Genomic DNA, 19537 nt, shown 5'->3' with positions numbered 1-19537 from the left:
TCTTACTCGTAAACTTGTCGCATTGATCATTCCTACTTCTTGCGTTCCATTTGTAATGTTTTCCGCTGGCTTTTCTTCTTGTTTCCCTGCTTCTAATTTCACAAATTCTAAGGATACATAGCCTTCTTTTCCTTGATAATTGATTTTTGCCCAGCCGTTCGCTTTTCCTAATACTGTTACTTTCTCGCCATTTTTTAAGTTTCCTAGAACTGCGCTACTTGTATTTGCCGCACTTCTTACTCGTAAACTTGTCGCATTGATCATTCCTACTTCTTGCGTTCCATTTGTAATGTTTTCCGCTGGCTTTTCTTCTTGTTTCCCTGCTTCTAATTTCACAAATTCTAACGATACATAGCCTTCTTTTCCTTGGTAGCTGATTTTTGCCCAGCCGTTTGCTTTTCCTAACACTGTTACTTTTTCGCCATTTTTTAAGTTTCCTAGAATTGAACTACTTGTATTCGCTGCACTTCTTACTCGGAGGCTTGTCGCGTTAATTGTTCCTACTTCTTGTGTTCCATTTGTAATCTCTTCCGCTGGTTTCTCTTCTTGTTTTCCTACTTCTAATTTTACAAATTCTAAGGATACATAGCCTTCTTTTCCTTGATAATTGATTTTCGCCCAGCCGTTCGCTTTTCCTAATACTGTTACTTTTTCACCATTTTTCAAATTTCCTAGAACTGCGCTACTTGTATTTGCCACACTTCTTACTCGGAGGCTTGTCGCGTTAATTGTTCCTACTTCTTGTGTTCCATTTGTAATCTCTTCCGCTGGCTTTTCTTCTTGTTTTCCTGCTTCTAATTTTACAAATTCTAACGACACATAACCTTCTTTTCCTTGATAATTGATTTTCGCCCAGCCGTTTGCTTTTCCTAGTACTGTTACTTTTTCACCATTTTTCAAGTTTCCTAGAACTGCGCTACTTGTATTTGCCGCACTTCTTACTCGTAAACTTGTCGCATTGATCATTCCTACTTCTTGCGTTCCATTTGTAATCTCTTCCGCCGGTTTCTCTTCTTGTTTTCCTGCTTCTAATTTTACAAATTCTAACGATACATAGCCTTCTTTTCCTTGGTAGCTGATTTTTGCCCAGCCGTTTGCTTTTCCTAACACTGTTACTTTTTCACCATTTTTTAAGTTTCCTAAAATTGAACTACTTGTATTCGCTGCACTTCTTACTCGGAGGCTTGTCGCATTAATTGTTCCTACTTCTTGTGTCCCATTTGTAATCTCTTCCGCTGGTTTCTCTTCTTGTTTTCCTGCTTCTAATTTTACAAATTCTAACGACACATAACCTTCTTTTCCTTGATAATTGATTTTCGCCCAGCCGTTTGCTTTTCCTAACACTGTTACTTTTTCGCCATTTTTTAAGTTTCCTAGAACTGCGCTACTTGTATTTGCCGCACTTCTTACTCGTAAACTTGTCGCGTTTATTGTTCCTGTTTCTTCTGCACCATTTTTAATTGTTGGTTGCTGCTGTTTTTGACTAGAAGCGTCAGGCGTTTGAATTGCATCTCCAAATTTTAAAAACTCTAAAGATACATACCCCTCTTTTCCTTTATATTCAATCTTTGCCCAACCATTTGCTTTTCCTAATACCGTTACTTTTTCATTTTTTTGAACATAACCAATCATTGAACTACCTAAAACTGGACTATTACGTACATTCAAACGAGTCGCCGTAACGATTCCCTCTTCTTTTTGTCCATTATTAATTGTTGATTGTTGTTGTTCAGCACCTGGGGTTTTACCCGACAATTTCAAAAATTGTAATGAAACATACCCCTCTTTTCCATCATGAGAGATTTTAGCCCATTCTTTTTCCTGACTTAAAACTTGTACAGTTGTTCCTTGTTTTACTGTTCCTACAACTTTACCTTGAGTTGTAGGTTGTTCACGTATATTTAAGTTTGTTGCATTTACTGTCGCTAGATTATCACTTTCTGCAAAGGCATGAGTCGAAACAAAAGATGCTGCTGTTGCTAGAAATGTACCTGTTATGATTTGTTTTGTTATTTGCTTCATAATTTTTATAAGAATATAAGCAATCCTATATTCTTCAGCCCCCCTTTTTTTTTATCCGTCTTACTATTAATCTTAACATATCATTCCGGAATATTTATTTTGAATATTAGAATATGGACATAAAAATTATGAACTTCTTTTTCTATATATTGTTTTTTGTGTAAAATCCTTTTCCCTATGAAATATTACAAAAGGATGTATTAATGGGGATTTCAACATTCCTAATTGGTATGGTACTATTTATTCGTCGCAAAAATGCAAAATAAAAAAGCAACATCCTTCCATCTAAAAAATACACGATACAAATTATGAAACTAAAATAAAAGGACTTTGGATTGAAATTTATTATTCAATCCAAAGTCCTTTTTATCATCTATATGCAAAAATATTAATACGCTTTTCCCCAATACACCATGTGCTTAGCTTCTTTACCACAGCAAATGCATTCGTCCGCTAAACTTTCTTGTTCGAACGGAATACAACGTGAAGATACTCCAACTTCTTCTTTTAATTTTTCTTCACAAGTTAGTTCTCCGCACCACATCGCTTTAATAAAGCCTTGCTTTTCATCAGCTGCTTTTTTCATCTCTTCGAAATTCATCACACTATAAGTATTCTCATCTCGAAATGCTTTTGCTTTATTAAATAAAGAATGATGAATCTCCTCCAGTAATGATGGAATACGTTCTTCTAATTGATCCATTGATATAAACTCTTTTTCTTTCGTATCTCGCCTTACAAGTACTACTTGATTCTTTTCAATATCCTTTGGACCAACTTCTAATCTAATTGGGATACCCTTCATTTCATACTCATTAAATTTCCAGCCAGGTGTTTTATTGCTAGCATCTATTTTTACACGTGCAACCTTCTGAATACGGCCTTGTAACTCTGTTGCTTTTTCTAACACACCTTCTTTATGCTGAGCAATAGGAACGATAACAACTTGTAATGGTGCCACTTTCGGTGGCATTACAAGTCCATTATTATCACTATGAACCATAATAAGTCCACCTATCATTCTTGTTGATACACCCCAAGATGTTTGATGTACGTATTGCCACTTACCGTTACGGTCTAAAAACTTAATATCAAATGCTTCAGAGAAGTTCGTTCCAAAATTATGAGATGTTCCTGTCTGAAGCGCTTTTCCATCATGCATTAAACTTTCAATCGTATAGGTTGCCTTCGCTCCTGCAAACTTTTCTTTTTCTGTTTTTTGCCCTTTAATAACTGGAATTGCTAAATACTCTTCACAAAAAGCAGCATATAAATTTAAAATATTTAATGTTTCAGTTTGAGATTCTTCTGCTGTTTCATGAATGGTATGACCTTCTTGCCATAAAAATTCAGTTGTACGAAGGAATGGTCTCGTCGTCTTCTCCCAACGAACTACTGAACACCACTGGTTATATAACTTTGGTAAATCATTATATGATTGAACAATTTTTGAAAAATGCTCACAAAATAGAGTTTCAGATGTAGGACGTATACAAAGTCTTTCCGCTAATTTCTCATCCCCACCATGAGTAACCCATGCCACTTCAGGAGCAAATCCTTCAACATGATCTTTCTCCTTTTGTAATAAACTCTCTGGAATAAACATTGGCATATACACATTTTCATGACCAGATGCTTTTAATTTTTCATCCATCACTTTCTGCATATTTTCCCATAATGCATAACCGTATGGACGTAAAATCATACAACCTTTCACACTTGAATAATCAACAAGCTCTGCTTTTTTCACAATATCGGTATACCACTGAGCAAAGTCATCTTCCATCTTCGTAATGGCCTGTACTTGTTCTTTTGCCATAGTCACTCTTCCTCCTTTAGAAAATAAAAAAAGCCCGCGTCCCCAAATAGGGACCGAGCTTTGTCGGCGTTACCACCCTGATTCATACACAAAAAATTGAGTATGCTCTCTTTTTGATAACGGGAATTCCCCGCTGCATATGCAGAACTCAAAGGTAGGTTCCATATCGCCTTTTTAAGAATCTTCCAGCCAAAAGGATTCTCTCTCTACAAAAAAGGTAAGACATGTACTAGTCCTTTTTCATCGTTATAACGAAATAAATTTGTTGAATATCATAATATAAATTTTATTGCAAAACAAGAGTAAATTTTCTTATTTTTATACATTCTTTTCAGTTATTGTTATTTTATACATAACTTTTCCGAACGATTTTTACAAGTTGATGAGCAACCATGCCAATAAGTGTACCAATTAAAACGAAGAAACAAATAAATCCGTATCCCATTCCTTCCCATCCACCGATAACGATCATTGTAACGGGAAAGAAAGCTAAACAAAGAAGTATTAAAATAAGTGAAAATATAATATCAAACTGTTTGTCTGGAAAACGTTTCTTTAGTAAATAAGAAATTGTAAATACAAGGAAAATTGTGATTCCACCAATGATGTAAAAGATACCAAAGCCATCCAGCCAATCCATAGTATTCCCTCCTTACATTCATTCCCTTATAATCATTATATGTTTAAGTTTTCTGAAAATAAACAATAAATTTTATTCAAAAACATATTTTTATCACCAGGTATTAATAGTAATATATAAGAATAGGTTTTATATAATCAGGAGGTCTACTTTATGGATAAAGCATTAACAAATCACGTCATCATATTATCTTTTGACTGTTTATCAGCTTTAGATCTTCCGATATTACAAAAACTCCCTAATTTCCAATCTTTAATAAAAAAGGGCGCTGTTGCGGAAAAAGTAGAGCCGATTTATCCTTCTGTAACATATCCGAGTCATACAACAATTATAACCGGTAATTATCCTAATAAACATGGCGTCGTCAGTAATACATTACTTCAACCAGGACGTGAGTCACCAGATTGGCATTGGTATCGAAAGTCCATTAAAGGAACAACTTTATACGATGAAGCACGTAAAGCAAATTTAACGACAGCAGCCCTACTATGGCCTGTTACTGGAAGAGCAAATATTGATTACAATTTACCAGAAATCTTTCCAAATAGACCGTGGCAAAATCAAATTCTAGTTTCATTATTTAGCGGTAGTCCTCTATATCAATTAGATTTAAATCATCGTTTTGGCCATATACGAAATGGATTGTCACAGCCTGAGCTTGATGATTTCGTCCTTGCTTCTGCTGTCCATACAATTCAGACGAAAAAACCTAATGTTATGTTTGTACATTTTACTGATTTAGACACGCAAAGACATTATCATGGCTTTGAGTCTAAAGAAACACTAGCTGCAGTCCATAGACACGACGAACGTCTAGGAAAAATTATTCATGCATTAAAAGAAAGTAGTATATACGAAGAAAGTACAATTATTGCACTTGGCGATCATAGCGCTTTAAGTGAAAATAAAGCAATCCAATTAAATGTCCTATTCCGTCAAAAAGGGCTTATATCCGTAAATAAAAATGGAAAAATACAAGATTGGAAAGCTTATTGCCAAAGCTGCGATGGATCTGCCTATGTACATGTAAAAGATAAAAATGACACCGAAACGATTAAAGAGATTCAACTTCTTCTTGAAGAGCTTCTTCAGGATAAACAAAATGGAATTGAATTTATCCTGCACGATGAAGATGCAAAAGAACGCGGTGCTGATGGTAATTGCTTATTTATGCTAGAAGCCATGGAAGGATATTACTTCATTGAAAATTATACAGGTGATTTCATAAAAGAGATTACTAAAAAAGATGTTACTTCTAGTAAAAGATATACATTTGGAACACACGGATACTCCCCAACAAAACCTAACTATGAAACAATTTTTATGGCTGCTGGGAAAGGTATTCAAAGTGGCGTTACAATCCCGTATATGAGACTTATTGATGAAGGCCCCACTATCGCTAGGTTACTAGGTTTGCACTTAGGCGAAACAGACGGAGCAATTGTAGAGGATTTACTTCAATTGTAAAGAACTGTGTATATATGTAAAAGTTATGTAAAAATCATCCTTGTTTCTCTTTTTACAATTTTTATTTTTGTACACTGTTAGTAGAACAAATTTAAGGGGGAACATTATATGAAAAGAATGTCCAGGCAAGAAAAAAGCTGGATATTATATGATTGGGCAAACTCGGTATATTCGCTCGTCATTACAACTGCAGTATTTCCTATTTACTTTAAAGCAGCTGCAAAAGAAGCTGGACTATCTGGTGCAACTTCAACAGCTTATTGGGGATATGCAAACTCGTTTGCTACACTTTTAATTTCTATACTTGCTCCTATTCTCGGCACAGTTGCTGATTATAAAGGATTTAAAAAACGATTTTTCACATTCTTCTTTGGACTCGGTATCGTATTTACAAGTATGCTAGCAGTTGTTCCAACATCTCAGTGGTACTTATTACTAGGTTGCTATATGCTCGCATTAGTCGGCTTTGCTGGGGCAAATATTTTTTATGATGCATTTTTAGTAGATGTTACCTCTAAAGATAGAATGGACCGAATTTCTACGAGAGGTTTTGCATTAGGTTATATTGGGAGTACAATTCCTTTTATCGGTTGTATTGCTCTTATTATTCTTGCTCAAAAAGGAACTATCCCCTTATCGGTCGGCATTGCTAGTCAAATTTCCTTTGCAATAACAGCTCTTTGGTGGGGACTATTTACAATTCCAATGCTAAAAAATGTAGAGCAAACACACTATATTGAACGTCAGCCAAGACCAATTGCAATGAGCTTCAAACGCCTTGCTAATACTTTTAAAAATATTAAAGAATATAAAACTGTATTTATGTTCCTAATAGCTTACTTTTTCTACATTGACGGGGTAGATACAATTATTACTATGTCTACCGCTTATGGAACAGATCTCGGTATTAGTGCAACTAATCTATTAATCATCTTATTTGTAACACAAATTGTCGCTTGTCCATTCGCTTTATTATACGGAAAATTATCGGAAACATTTACCGGTAAAAAAATGCTATATGTCGGTATTATTATTTATATCATTATCTGCACATATGCTTATTTCTTAAAAACGACACTTGATTTCTGGATCTTAGCAATGCTAGTTGCTACTTCTCAAGGCGGAATTCAAGCACTTAGCCGTTCATACTTCGCAAAACTAGTACCGAAAGAATCTGCAAATGAATTCTTCGGATTCTATAATATCTTCGGTAAATTCGCAGCAATTATGGGTCCGGTATTAGTTGGTGTCACAACACAATTAACGGGAAAAACTAACGCTGGTGTCCTTAGTGTTATTGTCCTATTTATTATCGGGGGATTCCTATTAACTAGAGTGCCTGAAAATGATACGTCCGTTACGCCACCTAACCCTAAAACTAAAACAATATAAGAAAAAGATCCTCTTCACACAAGAAGAGGATCTTTTTCTTTATTTTTAACGATAACGCCTTACAATTAAAAACTCTATAGCTGGCTTTACAACTATAGCAGCGCATAACGCAAACAGAAGCGGTATGTTATGAAAATCAATCCATTTATTAAAACCTACCGATGCGAAAAACAAACCAAAAATTAATACAACTAGTACATAATATGTAACATTTGCACTTGTTTTTAATACATGTTTTTCTAAATCTTCGTTCTCCTCAGTTGCCCCTTCAACATTATGCGATACCAAACTTTTAAACATATAATGTAATGCGATACTACAAATAAATAGTGCATACCAGTTTACTTGAAGTTCAGTTAACCAATAGTAAAGTGCAAACGCTAGCGTACTTATAGCTACTAATGCCGTAACTAAAAGACTTATTTTCTCTTTCCCCAACAACTACTCCCCCTACAATTTATACAAAAATAGTTTATCGACAGTTGTTCCTAATACTTCGGCTAAACGGAATGCTAATGCTAAACTTGGGTCATATTTATTATTCTCAATTGCATTTATCGTCTGTCTTGATACGCTACACTTATCAGCTAATGCACCTTGTGAAATATTATTTTCAGTGCGTAATTCATAGATTTGATTTTTCACATTATTTCCCCTAACCTGTAAAATTATTTTTACAACATCAGTATATAGTTGGTACATATAGTTGTCAAAAAGTTGCCAAAGAAAAAGGGAGCAGATATCGCTCCCTTTCGATAATTATTTCGACACTAATAAAGTGAAACTTTAATCAAACGTTTGTTTAAAAAGAAATACGCCCGTATAAGGCGTATTTCTCATCAATCACCACCGCCGCCTCCATCGCAGCTACCTCCACTATCTCCGCCAAAAGATCCTCCGCAATCATGCGAATGACCACCATCATGTGAACTATTACTATCAGATCCAGCAAAGAAAAATGATGGTGATGAGGTGTTAGAAATATTATGTGCATTACTTTTTTTAGTAAGGTTTACTCTTCGGTTATTTGATTTAACTGATGCTGCAATCATCCAAATTAAAATACAAAATAGTAATGCTGCAATAACAAATCCCATATAAAAACCTCCCTTATTTTTCTAACAATTGAAGTACTCTCTCTATATTTTCAAGTGAAATAAAGCGAGATTCCCGAAGAATCTCCTTCCCTTCATGAAATAATAGAACTGTCGGCCCTGTAAATACTAAATATCGACCCGCAATCTCTTGCATGTCTTGTAGTAAAACCTCTACTTTCTTTACGTAATCATAATCCTCTAATACATAATTTACTTTCCTTAACATAACATCACAAACACCACAATTTTCCGTTTTTATAAACAGAAGTACTAATTGCTGTTCTTCAATATATGTCGCTAATTCTTCTACCGTTTGAAAATGATTCATCTTATCCCTCTTAACGTAATTTACGAAATACTTTATCTTGATACATACGAAATGCTGAATTGTCTTTAATCTTTCGCTTTTCCATTAACTGCTGAAAACGCAAAGTTTTTGCTGTTAATTCTTCTTGTAATTGTATTCTCTCAACCTCATCATAACAGCAAGCGATTAAATCCTCTATTTTTAATATATCTTTTTGCAATTCCATTTCTGGTGGAATCATACCCGCATTTTTCAATATTTTATAACTCATTCTTAATTCTGGAGGTACCATTGAAAGGTCTTCTAATTGTAGTGGTTTTCCTTTTCCCGGAATATTATTGAGATCTCCATTCCGTATTGCTTGACGAATTTTTTCTTCAGCAATATTCAAAAACACATCCACACCATTCCCTCCTTTACATATTTTTACTATTATTTTACATGAAATTGCAATTTTCTGCTACATTACGCAATAGCAAAGACACACAAGTTTTGGATTCTAAAATTAGTAGTAAAACAAATAATCGTTATGTAATTACTAATGTAGGATGGAGTGGCGAAATTCCTCCGGGTGGATCCGTTACAATCAGAGGCGCGGGAACAGGAAATCCTGCTGAACTTTTAAATGCAGTCATTAGTGAAAACTAAACGTAACCTTATTTAATTATTTCAATAAGGTTACGTTTAGGTTTTAACGTTAATTCCTAAATTCAAACTTTTAATTTTATAAAAAGTAAAAAAACAACATTCTAATAATCTATTATATTTATATTTAGTTTCTAATATGAAGTTTGTATGAAGCTCAGCTGAATTTTACATGAATTTCCTTTAATTGCTATTGTCTTCCCATACTAATCACATTATCCTTTACATATAGGAATAATTTTTATTCCACTTCAAACTATCTATATATATACAAAGAAAGATAGTGGCCTATTAGGGAAAGGCATCTAGTATTATTATAAATATAATCGCAGAAAAAGCACGCTTATAAGCGCACCATAAGAGTGCTTCTTCATACAATTCTCATGTAAGAGTTCTCGAAAATCATGTTAATTACAAAGAAAAGGCATTAGCTCATAAAAGCTAATGCCTTTTCTTTGTGATTATTTTTAAACGTTCCATTCTTCAATATTCCATACTTTTGTTATCCACGCTTTATAGAAAGAGGGCTCATGTGAAACAATTAAAACCGTACCTTTATATTGTTTTAACGCTTCCTGCAAAGCCATCTTAGTCTCTGTATCTAAATGGTTAGTTGGTTCATCTAAAATTAAAACATTGCTTTGAGTTACGATAAGTTCGCATAATCGTACTTTCGTTTGTTCCCCTCCACTTAATAAATGGATAGGTTTTAAAACATGATCTTCTTTCAATCCGCACTTTGCTAATGCTTGTCGGATTTCTTTTCTTGTCATATCTGGTCTCCCTGCCCATACTCTTTCTAGTGCAGTTATTTCTGAAGCGAATTCCTCTTGTGCAAAATAAGCTGGTTTTACCCGTTCACCAATAAAAACTGAACCGCTTAACGGCTTTATTTGTCCTAGTAATGTTTTTAACACTGTTGTTTTTCCAACCCCATTATGACCAACAATTGCAATCTTTTCCCCTTTTTTCACTTGAAAATCCAATTCTGGAAATAACGGTTCACCATAACCAATTTTCAATTTCTCTACCTGTAATATACGACTCACTGGCTCAGTATAAACATTAAAATCAAAACGCGCACGAGGTACATCGTTAACCTTTTCGACCTTTTGCATTTTCTCTAATACCTTCTCACGACTTTTTGCTTGTTTCGCTTTTCGAATTTTATTTTTTTGAATAAAGGTTTCTAAATGTGCAATTTCTTTTTGTTGTTTCGCATACGCCGCTTGTAATTGTTTCCTTTGTAATTGATAACTTTGCAAAAAGGCTTCATAATCTCCTACATAGCGCTTAACCTTTCGTTCTTCTAGATGATAAATAACATTCGTAATATTGTTCAAAAATGCCTCGTCGTGCGAAATGATAATATAAGCTTTTTCATACATTTTTAAATACGATTGCAACCATTCTATATGCGCTGTATCTAAATAGTTAGTTGGCTCATCTAATAATAAAACATCCGCTTTCTCTAAAAGGAGTTTTCCAAGTAATAACTTTGTCCGCTGACCACCACTTAACTTTGAAACATCCTTTTCCATCCCTATTTCAAACAAGCCTAAACCGGTTGCTACTTCTTCAATTTCTGTATGAATTTGATAAAAATTAGAACCTTCAAGTATCGTTTGTAGCTCGCCATACTTTACTAATAGCTTCCCTATCTCTTCCGTTGTAGCCATCTCTTCTGTAATTTTTAACATTTCACATTCAATCGCATACAAATTAGAAAATGCACTTTGCAAGTATTCTTCAATTGTTATACCTTCTTGTAAATCCATATGTTGCTGTAAAAAGCCAACCTTCACATGTGGAAACCATTCAATTTTCCCATCATCATGTATAAGCTCTCCTGTTAACAGGCGTAACAATGTTGATTTTCCAATTCCATTTTTCCCTACTAACCCAACATGTTCGCCCTTTAATAATCGAAAACATGCATTATATAAAATAGTTTTCTCACCATATGAATGGCTTACATTTTCTACTGTTAATATACTCATTTTATCTCTCTCCTCTACTTATAGTTCATAAGCTAAATAGAGAGAACAACAGTATAAAGCCTTATTTAGTTGTACATATAAAAATGGGTAAGGTGAATACACCTTACCCATTACAATTTATTATCGTAAAAAAGGATTAAGGTTCTTTACCTGCTGTCTTCAATTTAGCTTAATCTTTAAAAATGGGCAGACTTCTCCCATATCAAGCTAAAACCATTTGAAGAACAGTCGATAAAGTCATTTTATCCTTTCACTCCTTTTACATTTGTTATATTACGAGTATAAACTACTCTGTTATATTCTATTCGCTATTTTTCCTTTTGTTCCTTCTTATTCATTTCATGTTTTGCAAAAAAGCCTCTTAACAGTAATTATACTAAAACTGTTAAGAGGCTTTTTCTATTTTTTCATATAAGGAGCCAATACTCTTAAAATTTCTTCCTTATCTTTCTTTAACTCCAGAGATGTTAACATATCCATCGTTCGCGGTCGAGGTAATTTCACTTGTACCTCTCCAACAATTGATGCCGGTCTTTGAGATAAAATAAATACGCGATCAGAAAGCAAAATTGCCTCATCTAAGTCATGTGTAACCATAACAATTGTCTGCTTTTCTTGATGCCAAGAATTTAAAAGCCAACTGTGCACTTCCATTTTTGTAAATGCATCTAATTTTCCAAAAGGCTCATCGAGTAGCATAATTGGCTTTTCACATAAATATGTGCGAAGGAAACTAATTCTTTGACGCATTCCACCTGATAGCTCATCTGGATAATGATTTGCATATTCATCTAGCTCAAACTGCTTTAATGCTTCCATTCCTTCTGTCAGCCTTTGTTTTTTAGGCTTCCCTTCGATTTCTAATGGAAGAACTATATTTTGCAAAGCAGATCGCCACGGTAGTAATAAATCTTGTTGTGGCATATAACTAACAACATCTTGTTTTTTTACATGATTCTCGTTATAAAACACTTCTCCGTTCGTTGGTTGTTCAACACTCGCAATCATATTTAATAATGTGCTTTTTCCACAACCACTTGGGCCTACAAAGGAGACAAACTCTCCCTCTTGTATGGAAGCACTAATATTTGCTAATACATTCTTTCCATCGAAAGCTTTTACAATATCTTTTATTTGTAATCCACTCATTTTTCACTTGGAAGGAATTCATTTGTAAAAGCATCTTTTACATCAATTTTCTTTTTAATAACTTTGTTGTCATATAAGAAATTCATGTAATTCGTCCAAATCTCTTCCTTCTGTACTCCCCACGCTTTTGCATCATCTTGATACTTTGTACTTAACCACTTTTGACTTTCTTGTACTAATTCTTTATTCACATCTGGAACAGCTTTAATTAAAATATCAGCAGCTTCTTTCGGTTCTTTAATTGCAAAATTATAACCTTCCGTCGTTGCAGTCATAAACTTTTTCACAAAATCTTTATCTTGCTTCGTATGTTTTTCACTTGTAATAATGACAGGACTATAGAAATCGAGCGCTGGATCTAAGTCTTTCACCATAATTGTATTTAACTCTTTTCCTTGACGCTTCGCTTCAATTCCATCCCATCCATAATAAATCCATTCAAAGTCTGCATCACGACCGATTGATTTAAAGAAATCTGTTTGTCCAAGAATAATTTTTTCAACTTTATTAAAATCAGCTTGATGTTTATCCATAATTGTCTTTAACGTCGCTTCTTCTGCTGGTCCTCCCCAGCCACCATAACGTTTACCTTCAAAATCTTTCGCTGAAGCAATATTATCTTTCTTTAACGATGCAAAAGCAGATGTATTATGTTGAATAATTGCACCGACCGAAACAACAGGAATACCTTCAACGCGAGCCAATGTTACATTTTCTTGTGCACTTATCGCAAAATCCGCTTTTCCTGAAGCTATCATTTGTTCGGCCGTAACATTATCACCTGGTTGAATGATTTCTACATCTAACCCTTGTTTTTTATAATAATCTTTAGTCTTCGCCACATATAAACCAGTATGGTTTGTATTTGGGAACCAATCTAAAACGACTTTCACTTTCTTTTCTTTGCTTGTGCTCTCTTCTTTCTTCGCCGCATTACATCCGGCAACACCAACTGCTAATAATGCAGCTAACATAATTTTTAAACCTTTTTTCATTTTCTGCCGCCCTTTCTGTATATCCATGGTGCTGTTATTCTTGCCATAAATTCAACAATAAAGTACAGGAATAATGTCACCATGACGATAATCGCTGCAACACCAAATACACGAGCTGTTAAAAAGGATTTTGTCGCTCTTGTGAGCATAACACCTAACCCTTCACTCGCTCCAAGCCACTCCCCAATAATCGCTCCCATCACACTATATGTAACGGCAATTTTTAAACCTGAGAAAAAGTATGGAAGCACTGCTGGAAATTTCACTTTCTGATAAATTTGCCACTTTGTCGCCTTCATCGTTTGTAACAACTTCAGCATATTTTTATCTACCGTTTGGAAGCCTTCTAAAATGCTAAGCGCAATTGGGAAGAAACAAACAAGAATAACAACCATTACCTTTGGCAACATTCCGTACCCAAACCAAATAATAAATAATGGCGCGAGCACAACGATTGGAATTGTTTGCGAAATAACAAGCAACGGATTCATTAAAATCCGAAATAAAGGAATAACATCCATAATGATAGCAATGCTCGTTCCGAGTAATATCGCAAAAAACAATCCAATAACAACTTCTTGTAACGTTTGTATTGTGTTTGGTAATAATAAATCTTTCATTCCAATTAATTCTTGTACAATTGCAGAAGGCTTTGGTAAAATCCACGGCTCAATTTTAAATAACGAAACAGATCCTTCCCATATAGCAATGAGAAGGATAAGCCAAATTGTTGTAATTATTTTAGATCGCTTCTGGTTTTGCATATTCATCACGGTACTTCCAAACCTTTTCGTCAATCGTTACGCCCGTACTTGGACGATAGTGAATTTTAATAGAAGTGATAACTTCTTCTGCTCCAGCATCGACGCAAGCTTGTTGTGCACGTTTAACGACATCAAGAAGTACATCTAATTCTCCTTCCAGCGTTGTTTCCATTGCCCCTACTTCATAACGAACTCCCGATTGTTGTACAACTTCAATTGCTTTATCAACAACAGAATATACATCTTTTGTTTTCGCTTGCGGTACTACTGAAAATGACATTGTAACTTGTTGTGACATATTAAAATCCCCCTTATGAAATTAAATTTTAAAACAAGAAAAGGCTTTCCTACTGCGTAGGAAAGCCTTGTATGCAAGTTATTATAGAATAACATATGCTACATCACTTTAAGTAACTCCCTACGCTGGCATTATCCAGATCAGGTTGAGGGTCGATGTTTATTTACATCCTCTCAGCCAATTGGCTCCCCGGTCATTAATTCATTTTCATTGTAGCATGATTTATTTTATTGAACAAACAAAAGCATGCATAATCATTTCATTTAAATTTTAACTTTTAAATTCCCCAATTAACTCTTGTAACTCCTGTGAAAGCCAGCTTAAAGAAGTAGCTAATTCGGCAATATCTTGTACAGACATTTCCTGTTCTTTCATCCCCTCTTCAATATTACTACTACTATTCGCATACGTATTTGCGACATGTGATAGTTCATTTACAACACGAACAATATTTTGGCTATTTTGCAGTATATCACTTGAATTGCTAGAAACAGCTCTAACTTGATTTGTAACGGATTGTGCTGATTTTGAAATTTTTTCAAAGAAAGCACCACTACTTTGAACAAGTTTAATTCCAGATTCTACTTCTTTTGAACCTTTTTGCATTAAAACAACAGCTTCTTCCGTTTCATCTTGTGTTTCTCCTATTAATTTTGCTATATCTTTTGCTGATGCTTCCGTCTGCTCTGCTAATTTACGCACTTCATCAGCAACAACGGCAAATCCCCTTCCGGTTACCTCAGCACGTGAAGCTTCAATAGAAGCATTTAAAGCTAGCGAATTAGTTTGATTTGAAATACCTGTAATTACAGTTACAATATCACTAATTTCTTTCGATCTTGTTTCCAAAGAATAAATGATAGAAGATAAATCTTGTACTGCATTTTGTATTATGCTCATTTGATTAATCGCCTGTTCAATAACACCATTTCCTTTTACTGAATGATGCTCCATACCTTCAGACGCTGTCGCCATTTGTTTTGCAGCATTCGCTATCTCTTCCATCTTATCTTCCATTTCATATACAATACCTAAATACTGTTGTACTGAAATTTCTTGAGACTGAGCGCCAGCTCTTAACCCAACCATAGAACTTATGATTTCTTGAACTGCCATGCTATTCTCTTTCGTACTCACTGACAATTCTTGTGAAGATGAGGAAACCTGTTCTGCTGTCTGCTTCACTTTATCTATAATTCCTTTAAACTTCTCGATTGTATTATTAAAATAGGTATTAATAATACCAATATCATCTGCTCTTTCCTCTAATTTAATACTTAAATCTCCTTCCCCCACTTTGCGCAAGCCTTCACGTAAATCTCGCAATGGAGCAAGTGCGTTACGCACAATTAAGAATTGAATAACAGTTGCAATTAAAACAGAAATACAAATAAACATTAAACCTTGTATAATAAATTTTTTCTTTGTACTAGGAACAATAGAGGCATCTACATCAGCGGCAACAATTGCGACAATATTTTCTTCTCCATCTTTAATTGGCTCTAATATCGTTACCCATGATCCTAATTCGTCTTCATATACTTCTGTCATGTTTGCTTTTTTCGTGCTCATTACTTTATCATATGCTTTCATCCAACGATCTGGTTGTTTATAATAGTCTCCTGGCTTTACTTGAACAACATTTGCTAATCCTGTAGCCAAACCGACGATTTGTAACTCACCTTTTTCATTTGTTTTTGCTCCAACAACATACGTTTGTCCAACACTGTTCAATTCTTTCGTTACTTCATCTAATTGCTCTGTTAACTTCTCTCTCTTTTCTCTTTGTGCCGTTGGGTCTTTTTCAACATCTCTCACTATTTCTGCGTCTAATTTATGTAATACCGTATCTCCTGTTTCAAAAGAATGCCGTTCAAATAAAGACATCATACTATTTTGAAACATGTTAAAGCTTAACGCTCCCATAGTACCAACAAGCGTCAAAATAACTAATACAGTTAAAAATACATTTTTTTGAAGAAATGATATCTTGTGCCAATATCTTTTCATTAACATCACCTTTCTTAATTAACTTAATATAAAGTAAAACTATTAAAATATAAACCTTAATAAATGATAATCATTCTCATTTGCTTACAAATAAAAAAAGACCAATGTAAAAAGCATTGGTCAAGACCAACCCTATCCGTCCGGTAACTGGCTAGCTTAGCCTCTCGACCTTAGCCCCTGTAGTTTTGCGTCCTCATGTTTCCATCAGTTTGCCTTTCTCGCTGAACGAGTTGAACGATATGGGAGTTCTATGAGAATTAAAATATTCTCTTTCAAAGATTACAACATAAGCATTAAAATGTCCACTTATTTAGAGATATAAATATGAAGTTTTAATGTATTATTTTTTCGAAATAATTTAACAAAATGCGTGAATGTTACTTTTTTTGTGTTATATAATAAAAAATGTATATAATTCAAGGATTACTTCGAATAATTATTTAATTTTCATTCAAATTAAACTATTCGAATATATCTTAACTTACGAATTTCGGAGGTAGTTTATCATGTTTTGGCTACAATTTCTTACCTTACTACTCTGCATTTTTATTGGCGCACGCCTAGGTGGAGTTGGTTTAGGAGTAATGGGTGGAGTTGGTATGGCAATACTCGTTTTTGTCTTCCACTTACAACCTACAGCTCCTCCTATTGATGTAATGCTTATGATTTTAGCAGTAATTACAGCTGCCGGCGCCCTGCAAGCTGCTGGAGGAATGGATTATCTTGTCCACCTTGCCGAGAAAGCATTACGAAAAAATCCAAAGCGCATTACATTTTTTGCTCCTATTGTCACTTATTTATTTACGCTATGCGCAGGAACTGGTCACGTTGCTTATTCTGTACTTCCTGTTATCGCCGAAGTATCTCGTGAATCAGGAATTAGACCTGAACGACCGATGTCAATTGCCGTAATTGCTTCCCAGCAGGCAATTACAGCTAGTCCAATATCGGCTGCAACTGTTGCGCTTTTAGCAATGTTAGCCGACTATAAAATCACTTTATTAGATATTTTAAAAGTCAGTATCCCTTCTACCTTCATCGCTTGTATGGTAGCTGCATTCGTTGCTAGTAAAATGGGAAAGGAATTAAATGAAGACCCTGAATACTTGAAGCGATTAAAAGAAGGAATGATTCCTAAACTTGAAGAGAAAAAAGAGTTTGTAGGTACAAAGGGCGCGAAATTATCAGTTATCCTTTTCCTAGTCTCAACTTTCCTTGTTGTACTTCTCGGCTCATTTGAAACACTGCGTCCAGGGTGGATGGTGGATGGAAAATTAGTTCATCTTTCAATGCCAAACACAATTGAAATGGTTATGTTAACCATTGCTGCTCTTATTATTATTTTCTGTAAACCAAATGTGGAAAGCATTGTATCTGGTAACGTCTTTAAAGCAGGCGCAACAGCCGTTGTTGCCATTTTCGGTATCGCTTGGATGGGAGATACTTTCTTCAACGGTAACTTAAATATGATTCAAGGATCAATTCAACACTTAGTAACAAGTGCACCGTGGCTATTTGCTATCGCATTATTCATTCTATCTATCTTACTGTATAGCCAAGCAGCAACAGTTCGTGCATTAATACCACTCGGATTATCTCTTGGCATTCCACCAGCATTACTTATTGCGATGTTCCCTGCAGTAAATGGATACTTCTTCATTCCAAACTACGGAACAATCGTTGCTGCAATCAACTTTGATCGTACTGGTACAACTGGTATCGGTAAATATGTTTTAAATCATAGCTTTATGATTCCTGGCTTGATCGCAACCTTTACTTCTATCGGAATTGGGATGCTCTTAATTTCAATTATGTTTTAAAGAAAAAGCACAAACCTATGATTTTAAGGGGTTTGTGCTTTTTTAATCAAACGTTTGTTTAAATACTTTTAACCGTCCATTCTTCCATTATGTTCTTTAATATTTGTGTAAAATCCTCTGGGAAAAGATGACCTAAGCCTTCTCTCACAATTAATTTACAGTTCACATTATATTTCTCGAACATAGACATTAATTGAAGTGTGTTTTCATAAAATGGATCTTTATCTCCCGTGACAATATATCCTTTCACATTCGTTATATCATTTGATACGACAATCCTTTCAATTGCCTCTATATCTCGAATAGCAGGTATAACCGCAATAAACTTTTGAGTCGCTAACATATTCTTTAACGCTAACTCTATTGCTATATTCCCCCCTTGAGAAGCTCCAGCGATGATGATGTCTTCCAAGTTATATTTATCTGTAAAATCATTAAAACTTTTCATAGCATCTTTTATAGCTATATCATGATTATCCCAGCTATAAGAATTTATTCCATATATTTGTGAGGATTGAGAAAAACCTAACATATACTCACGTAGTATTTCTTCTTCACACCAATACGGTGCAAAATCATTTATGTTTGATCCTCTCCAATGTAAAGAAAATAGACCTGCCTTCGCTTTTTCATTTCCATAAGTAAATAACTTCGGATGAGCTGTTAACTGCTGTTTCTTAAAAATTTCTTCACATTTTTGTACTATCGTTTTAAAACCTATTTTATCTCGTAATCCCTTTAAATCCTCATCATATATGAGCGTATGTGGATTCCACCAAATTCCTTTTTGTAAAGCTTCGTTTAAAATAACAATTGCCTCTTCATACTTACCTTCTACCGAAAATGCACATGCTTCCCAAAAGCTCGTTTTATCTATTCTTTCAGGAAACTCTCTTTTTGCTTCATCTATGCATCTATAAATAGCATCAAATTCCCCTTTTTCAAATAAACGAAACAATTCATTTTGCAACTCTACAAACCTTTTCCGTTTCAAAAAACCCCCTCCCCTTCTCTAAATTATACCATCAGAAAAATCAGAAAATAAAAAAGATCATGTAGCATATTCATACTACAGGATCTTTTTTATAAGTTCTTATTTACTTCCTCATAAA

At 34.5% G+C, this 19537-nt stretch carries 19 protein-coding genes, 2 riboswitches and 1 other annotated feature; of the genes, 4 read left to right on the top strand and 15 right to left on the bottom strand.

Translation table 11 applies throughout. The annotated features are described in order from the left end of the window. From ACTFQM_RS24540 to ACTFQM_RS24530, 3 genes are all read right to left on the bottom strand, one after another. Window positions 1–2022, bottom strand: a 2022-nt coding sequence (locus ACTFQM_RS24540; RefSeq protein ID WP_440036648.1) for an SH3 domain-containing protein, incomplete at its 3' end; no start/stop codon positions are given. 388 nt (window positions 2023–2410) lie between these two features. After that, window positions 2411–3841, bottom strand: coding sequence for a proline--tRNA ligase (gene proS, locus ACTFQM_RS24535; protein WP_440036647.1), 1431 nt, complete (start codon window positions 3839–3841; stop codon window positions 2411–2413). 45 nt (window positions 3842–3886) lie between these two features. Next, window positions 3887–4094: a binding site (T-box leader), on the bottom strand. Between the two features lie 93 nt (window positions 4095–4187). After that, entirely contained in the window at window positions 4188–4481 is a 294-nt protein-coding gene (locus ACTFQM_RS24530) for a YesK-like family protein (RefSeq protein ID WP_440036646.1), read from the bottom strand. 153 nt (window positions 4482–4634) lie between these two features. Here ACTFQM_RS24530 and ACTFQM_RS24525 point away from each other — a divergent pair, with 153 nt between their 5' ends. Both ACTFQM_RS24525 and ACTFQM_RS24520 read left to right on the top strand, forming a co-directional pair. Further along, entirely contained in the window at window positions 4635–5948 is a 1314-nt protein-coding gene (locus tag ACTFQM_RS24525; protein ID WP_440036645.1) for an alkaline phosphatase family protein, read from the top strand. Window positions 5949–6056: 108 nt separating this feature from the next. Next, window positions 6057–7340: an MFS transporter gene (locus tag ACTFQM_RS24520; RefSeq protein WP_327909970.1), complete on the top strand. Its 1284-nt coding sequence runs from the start codon at window positions 6057–6059 to the stop codon at window positions 7338–7340. 45 nt (window positions 7341–7385) lie between these two features. On the opposite strand, the gene ACTFQM_RS24515 is transcribed toward ACTFQM_RS24520, so the two are convergent. The 5 genes from ACTFQM_RS24515 to ACTFQM_RS24495 all read right to left on the bottom strand — a co-directional run bounded on the left by ACTFQM_RS24515 (window position 7386) and on the right by ACTFQM_RS24495 (window position 9147). Next, the gene (locus ACTFQM_RS24515) at window positions 7386–7778 is read right to left on the bottom strand and encodes a hypothetical protein (protein WP_440036644.1); all 393 of its coding nucleotides are present in this window, start codon (window positions 7776–7778) and stop codon (window positions 7386–7388) included. A 12-nt stretch (window positions 7779–7790) separates the two neighbouring features. Then, the gene (locus ACTFQM_RS24510) at window positions 7791–8042 is read right to left on the bottom strand and encodes a helix-turn-helix transcriptional regulator (protein WP_440036643.1); all 252 of its coding nucleotides are present in this window, start codon (window positions 8040–8042) and stop codon (window positions 7791–7793) included. 137 nt (window positions 8043–8179) lie between these two features. Next, window positions 8180–8437 (bottom strand): hypothetical protein, encoded by a 258-nt coding sequence (locus tag ACTFQM_RS24505; RefSeq protein ID WP_440036641.1) that lies wholly within the window; start codon window positions 8435–8437, stop codon window positions 8180–8182. Window positions 8438–8450: 13 nt separating this feature from the next. Then, window positions 8451–8765, bottom strand: coding sequence for a thioredoxin family protein (locus tag ACTFQM_RS24500; protein WP_440036640.1), 315 nt, complete (start codon window positions 8763–8765; stop codon window positions 8451–8453). Between the two features lie 10 nt (window positions 8766–8775). Further along, the gene (locus ACTFQM_RS24495; protein WP_440036639.1) at window positions 8776–9147 is read right to left on the bottom strand and encodes a DUF1992 domain-containing protein; all 372 of its coding nucleotides are present in this window, start codon (window positions 9145–9147) and stop codon (window positions 8776–8778) included. Between the two features lie 89 nt (window positions 9148–9236). Between ACTFQM_RS24495 and ACTFQM_RS24490 the strand changes: the two genes are divergently transcribed. Next, a complete protein-coding gene (locus ACTFQM_RS24490) occupies window positions 9237–9392 on the top strand; it encodes a hypothetical protein (RefSeq protein ID WP_440036654.1) in 156 nt (51 codons plus the stop codon). Window positions 9393–9856: 464 nt separating this feature from the next. Here ACTFQM_RS24490 and ACTFQM_RS24485 read toward each other — a convergent pair whose 3' ends face one another. The 6 genes from ACTFQM_RS24485 to ACTFQM_RS24460 form a co-directional block, all read right to left on the bottom strand. Continuing rightward, complete coding sequence (locus ACTFQM_RS24485; protein ID WP_440036638.1) at window positions 9857–11389, bottom strand: ABC-F family ATP-binding cassette domain-containing protein; 1533 nt, start codon at window positions 11387–11389, stop codon at window positions 9857–9859. 399 nt (window positions 11390–11788) lie between these two features. After that, on the bottom strand, window positions 11789–12538 hold the full coding sequence (locus ACTFQM_RS24480; protein ID WP_440036637.1) for an ABC transporter ATP-binding protein: 750 nt from the start codon (window positions 12536–12538) through the stop codon (window positions 11789–11791). Further along, window positions 12535–13533 (bottom strand): ABC transporter substrate-binding protein, encoded by a 999-nt coding sequence (locus ACTFQM_RS24475; protein WP_002174683.1) that lies wholly within the window; start codon window positions 13531–13533, stop codon window positions 12535–12537. Before ACTFQM_RS24475 ends, ACTFQM_RS24480 begins: the two co-directional genes overlap by 4 nt. Beyond that, window positions 13530–14303: an ABC transporter permease gene (locus tag ACTFQM_RS24470; protein ID WP_002174682.1), complete on the bottom strand. Its 774-nt coding sequence runs from the start codon at window positions 14301–14303 to the stop codon at window positions 13530–13532. The genes ACTFQM_RS24475 and ACTFQM_RS24470 overlap by 4 nt, the downstream gene beginning before the upstream one ends. Beyond that, on the bottom strand, window positions 14275–14595 hold the full coding sequence (locus ACTFQM_RS24465) for an MTH1187 family thiamine-binding protein (RefSeq protein WP_000082906.1): 321 nt from the start codon (window positions 14593–14595) through the stop codon (window positions 14275–14277). The genes ACTFQM_RS24470 and ACTFQM_RS24465 overlap by 29 nt, the downstream gene beginning before the upstream one ends. Window positions 14596–14695: 100 nt before the next feature. After that, window positions 14696–14797: riboswitch (TPP riboswitch) on the bottom strand. 68 nt (window positions 14798–14865) lie between these two features. Continuing rightward, window positions 14866–16605, bottom strand: a complete 1740-nt coding sequence (locus ACTFQM_RS24460; protein WP_440036636.1) for a methyl-accepting chemotaxis protein — start codon at window positions 16603–16605, stop codon at window positions 14866–14868. A gap of 139 nt (window positions 16606–16744) precedes the next feature. Further along, window positions 16745–16829: riboswitch (cyclic di-GMP riboswitch) on the bottom strand. Between the two features lie 282 nt (window positions 16830–17111). On the opposite strand from ACTFQM_RS24460, the gene ACTFQM_RS24455 reads away from it, so the two are divergent. Beyond that, window positions 17112–18425, top strand: coding sequence for an anaerobic C4-dicarboxylate transporter family protein (locus ACTFQM_RS24455; RefSeq protein ID WP_002174679.1), 1314 nt, complete (start codon window positions 17112–17114; stop codon window positions 18423–18425). A 58-nt stretch (window positions 18426–18483) separates the two neighbouring features. Here ACTFQM_RS24455 and ACTFQM_RS24450 read toward each other — a convergent pair whose 3' ends face one another. Then, window positions 18484–19419, bottom strand: coding sequence for a DUF3089 domain-containing protein (locus tag ACTFQM_RS24450; protein ID WP_440036634.1), 936 nt, complete (start codon window positions 19417–19419; stop codon window positions 18484–18486). Window positions 19420–19537 lie beyond the last annotated feature (118 nt).

The sequence above is a fragment of the Bacillus cereus group sp. MYBK30-2 genome, assembly GCF_051915945.1.
In the GTDB taxonomy this organism is placed as follows: domain Bacteria; phylum Bacillota; class Bacilli; order Bacillales; family Bacillaceae_G; genus Bacillus_A; species Bacillus_A paramycoides.
The sequence above is the reverse complement of the archived record's forward strand: the minus strand, read 5'-3'. Positions and strand labels throughout refer to the sequence as shown.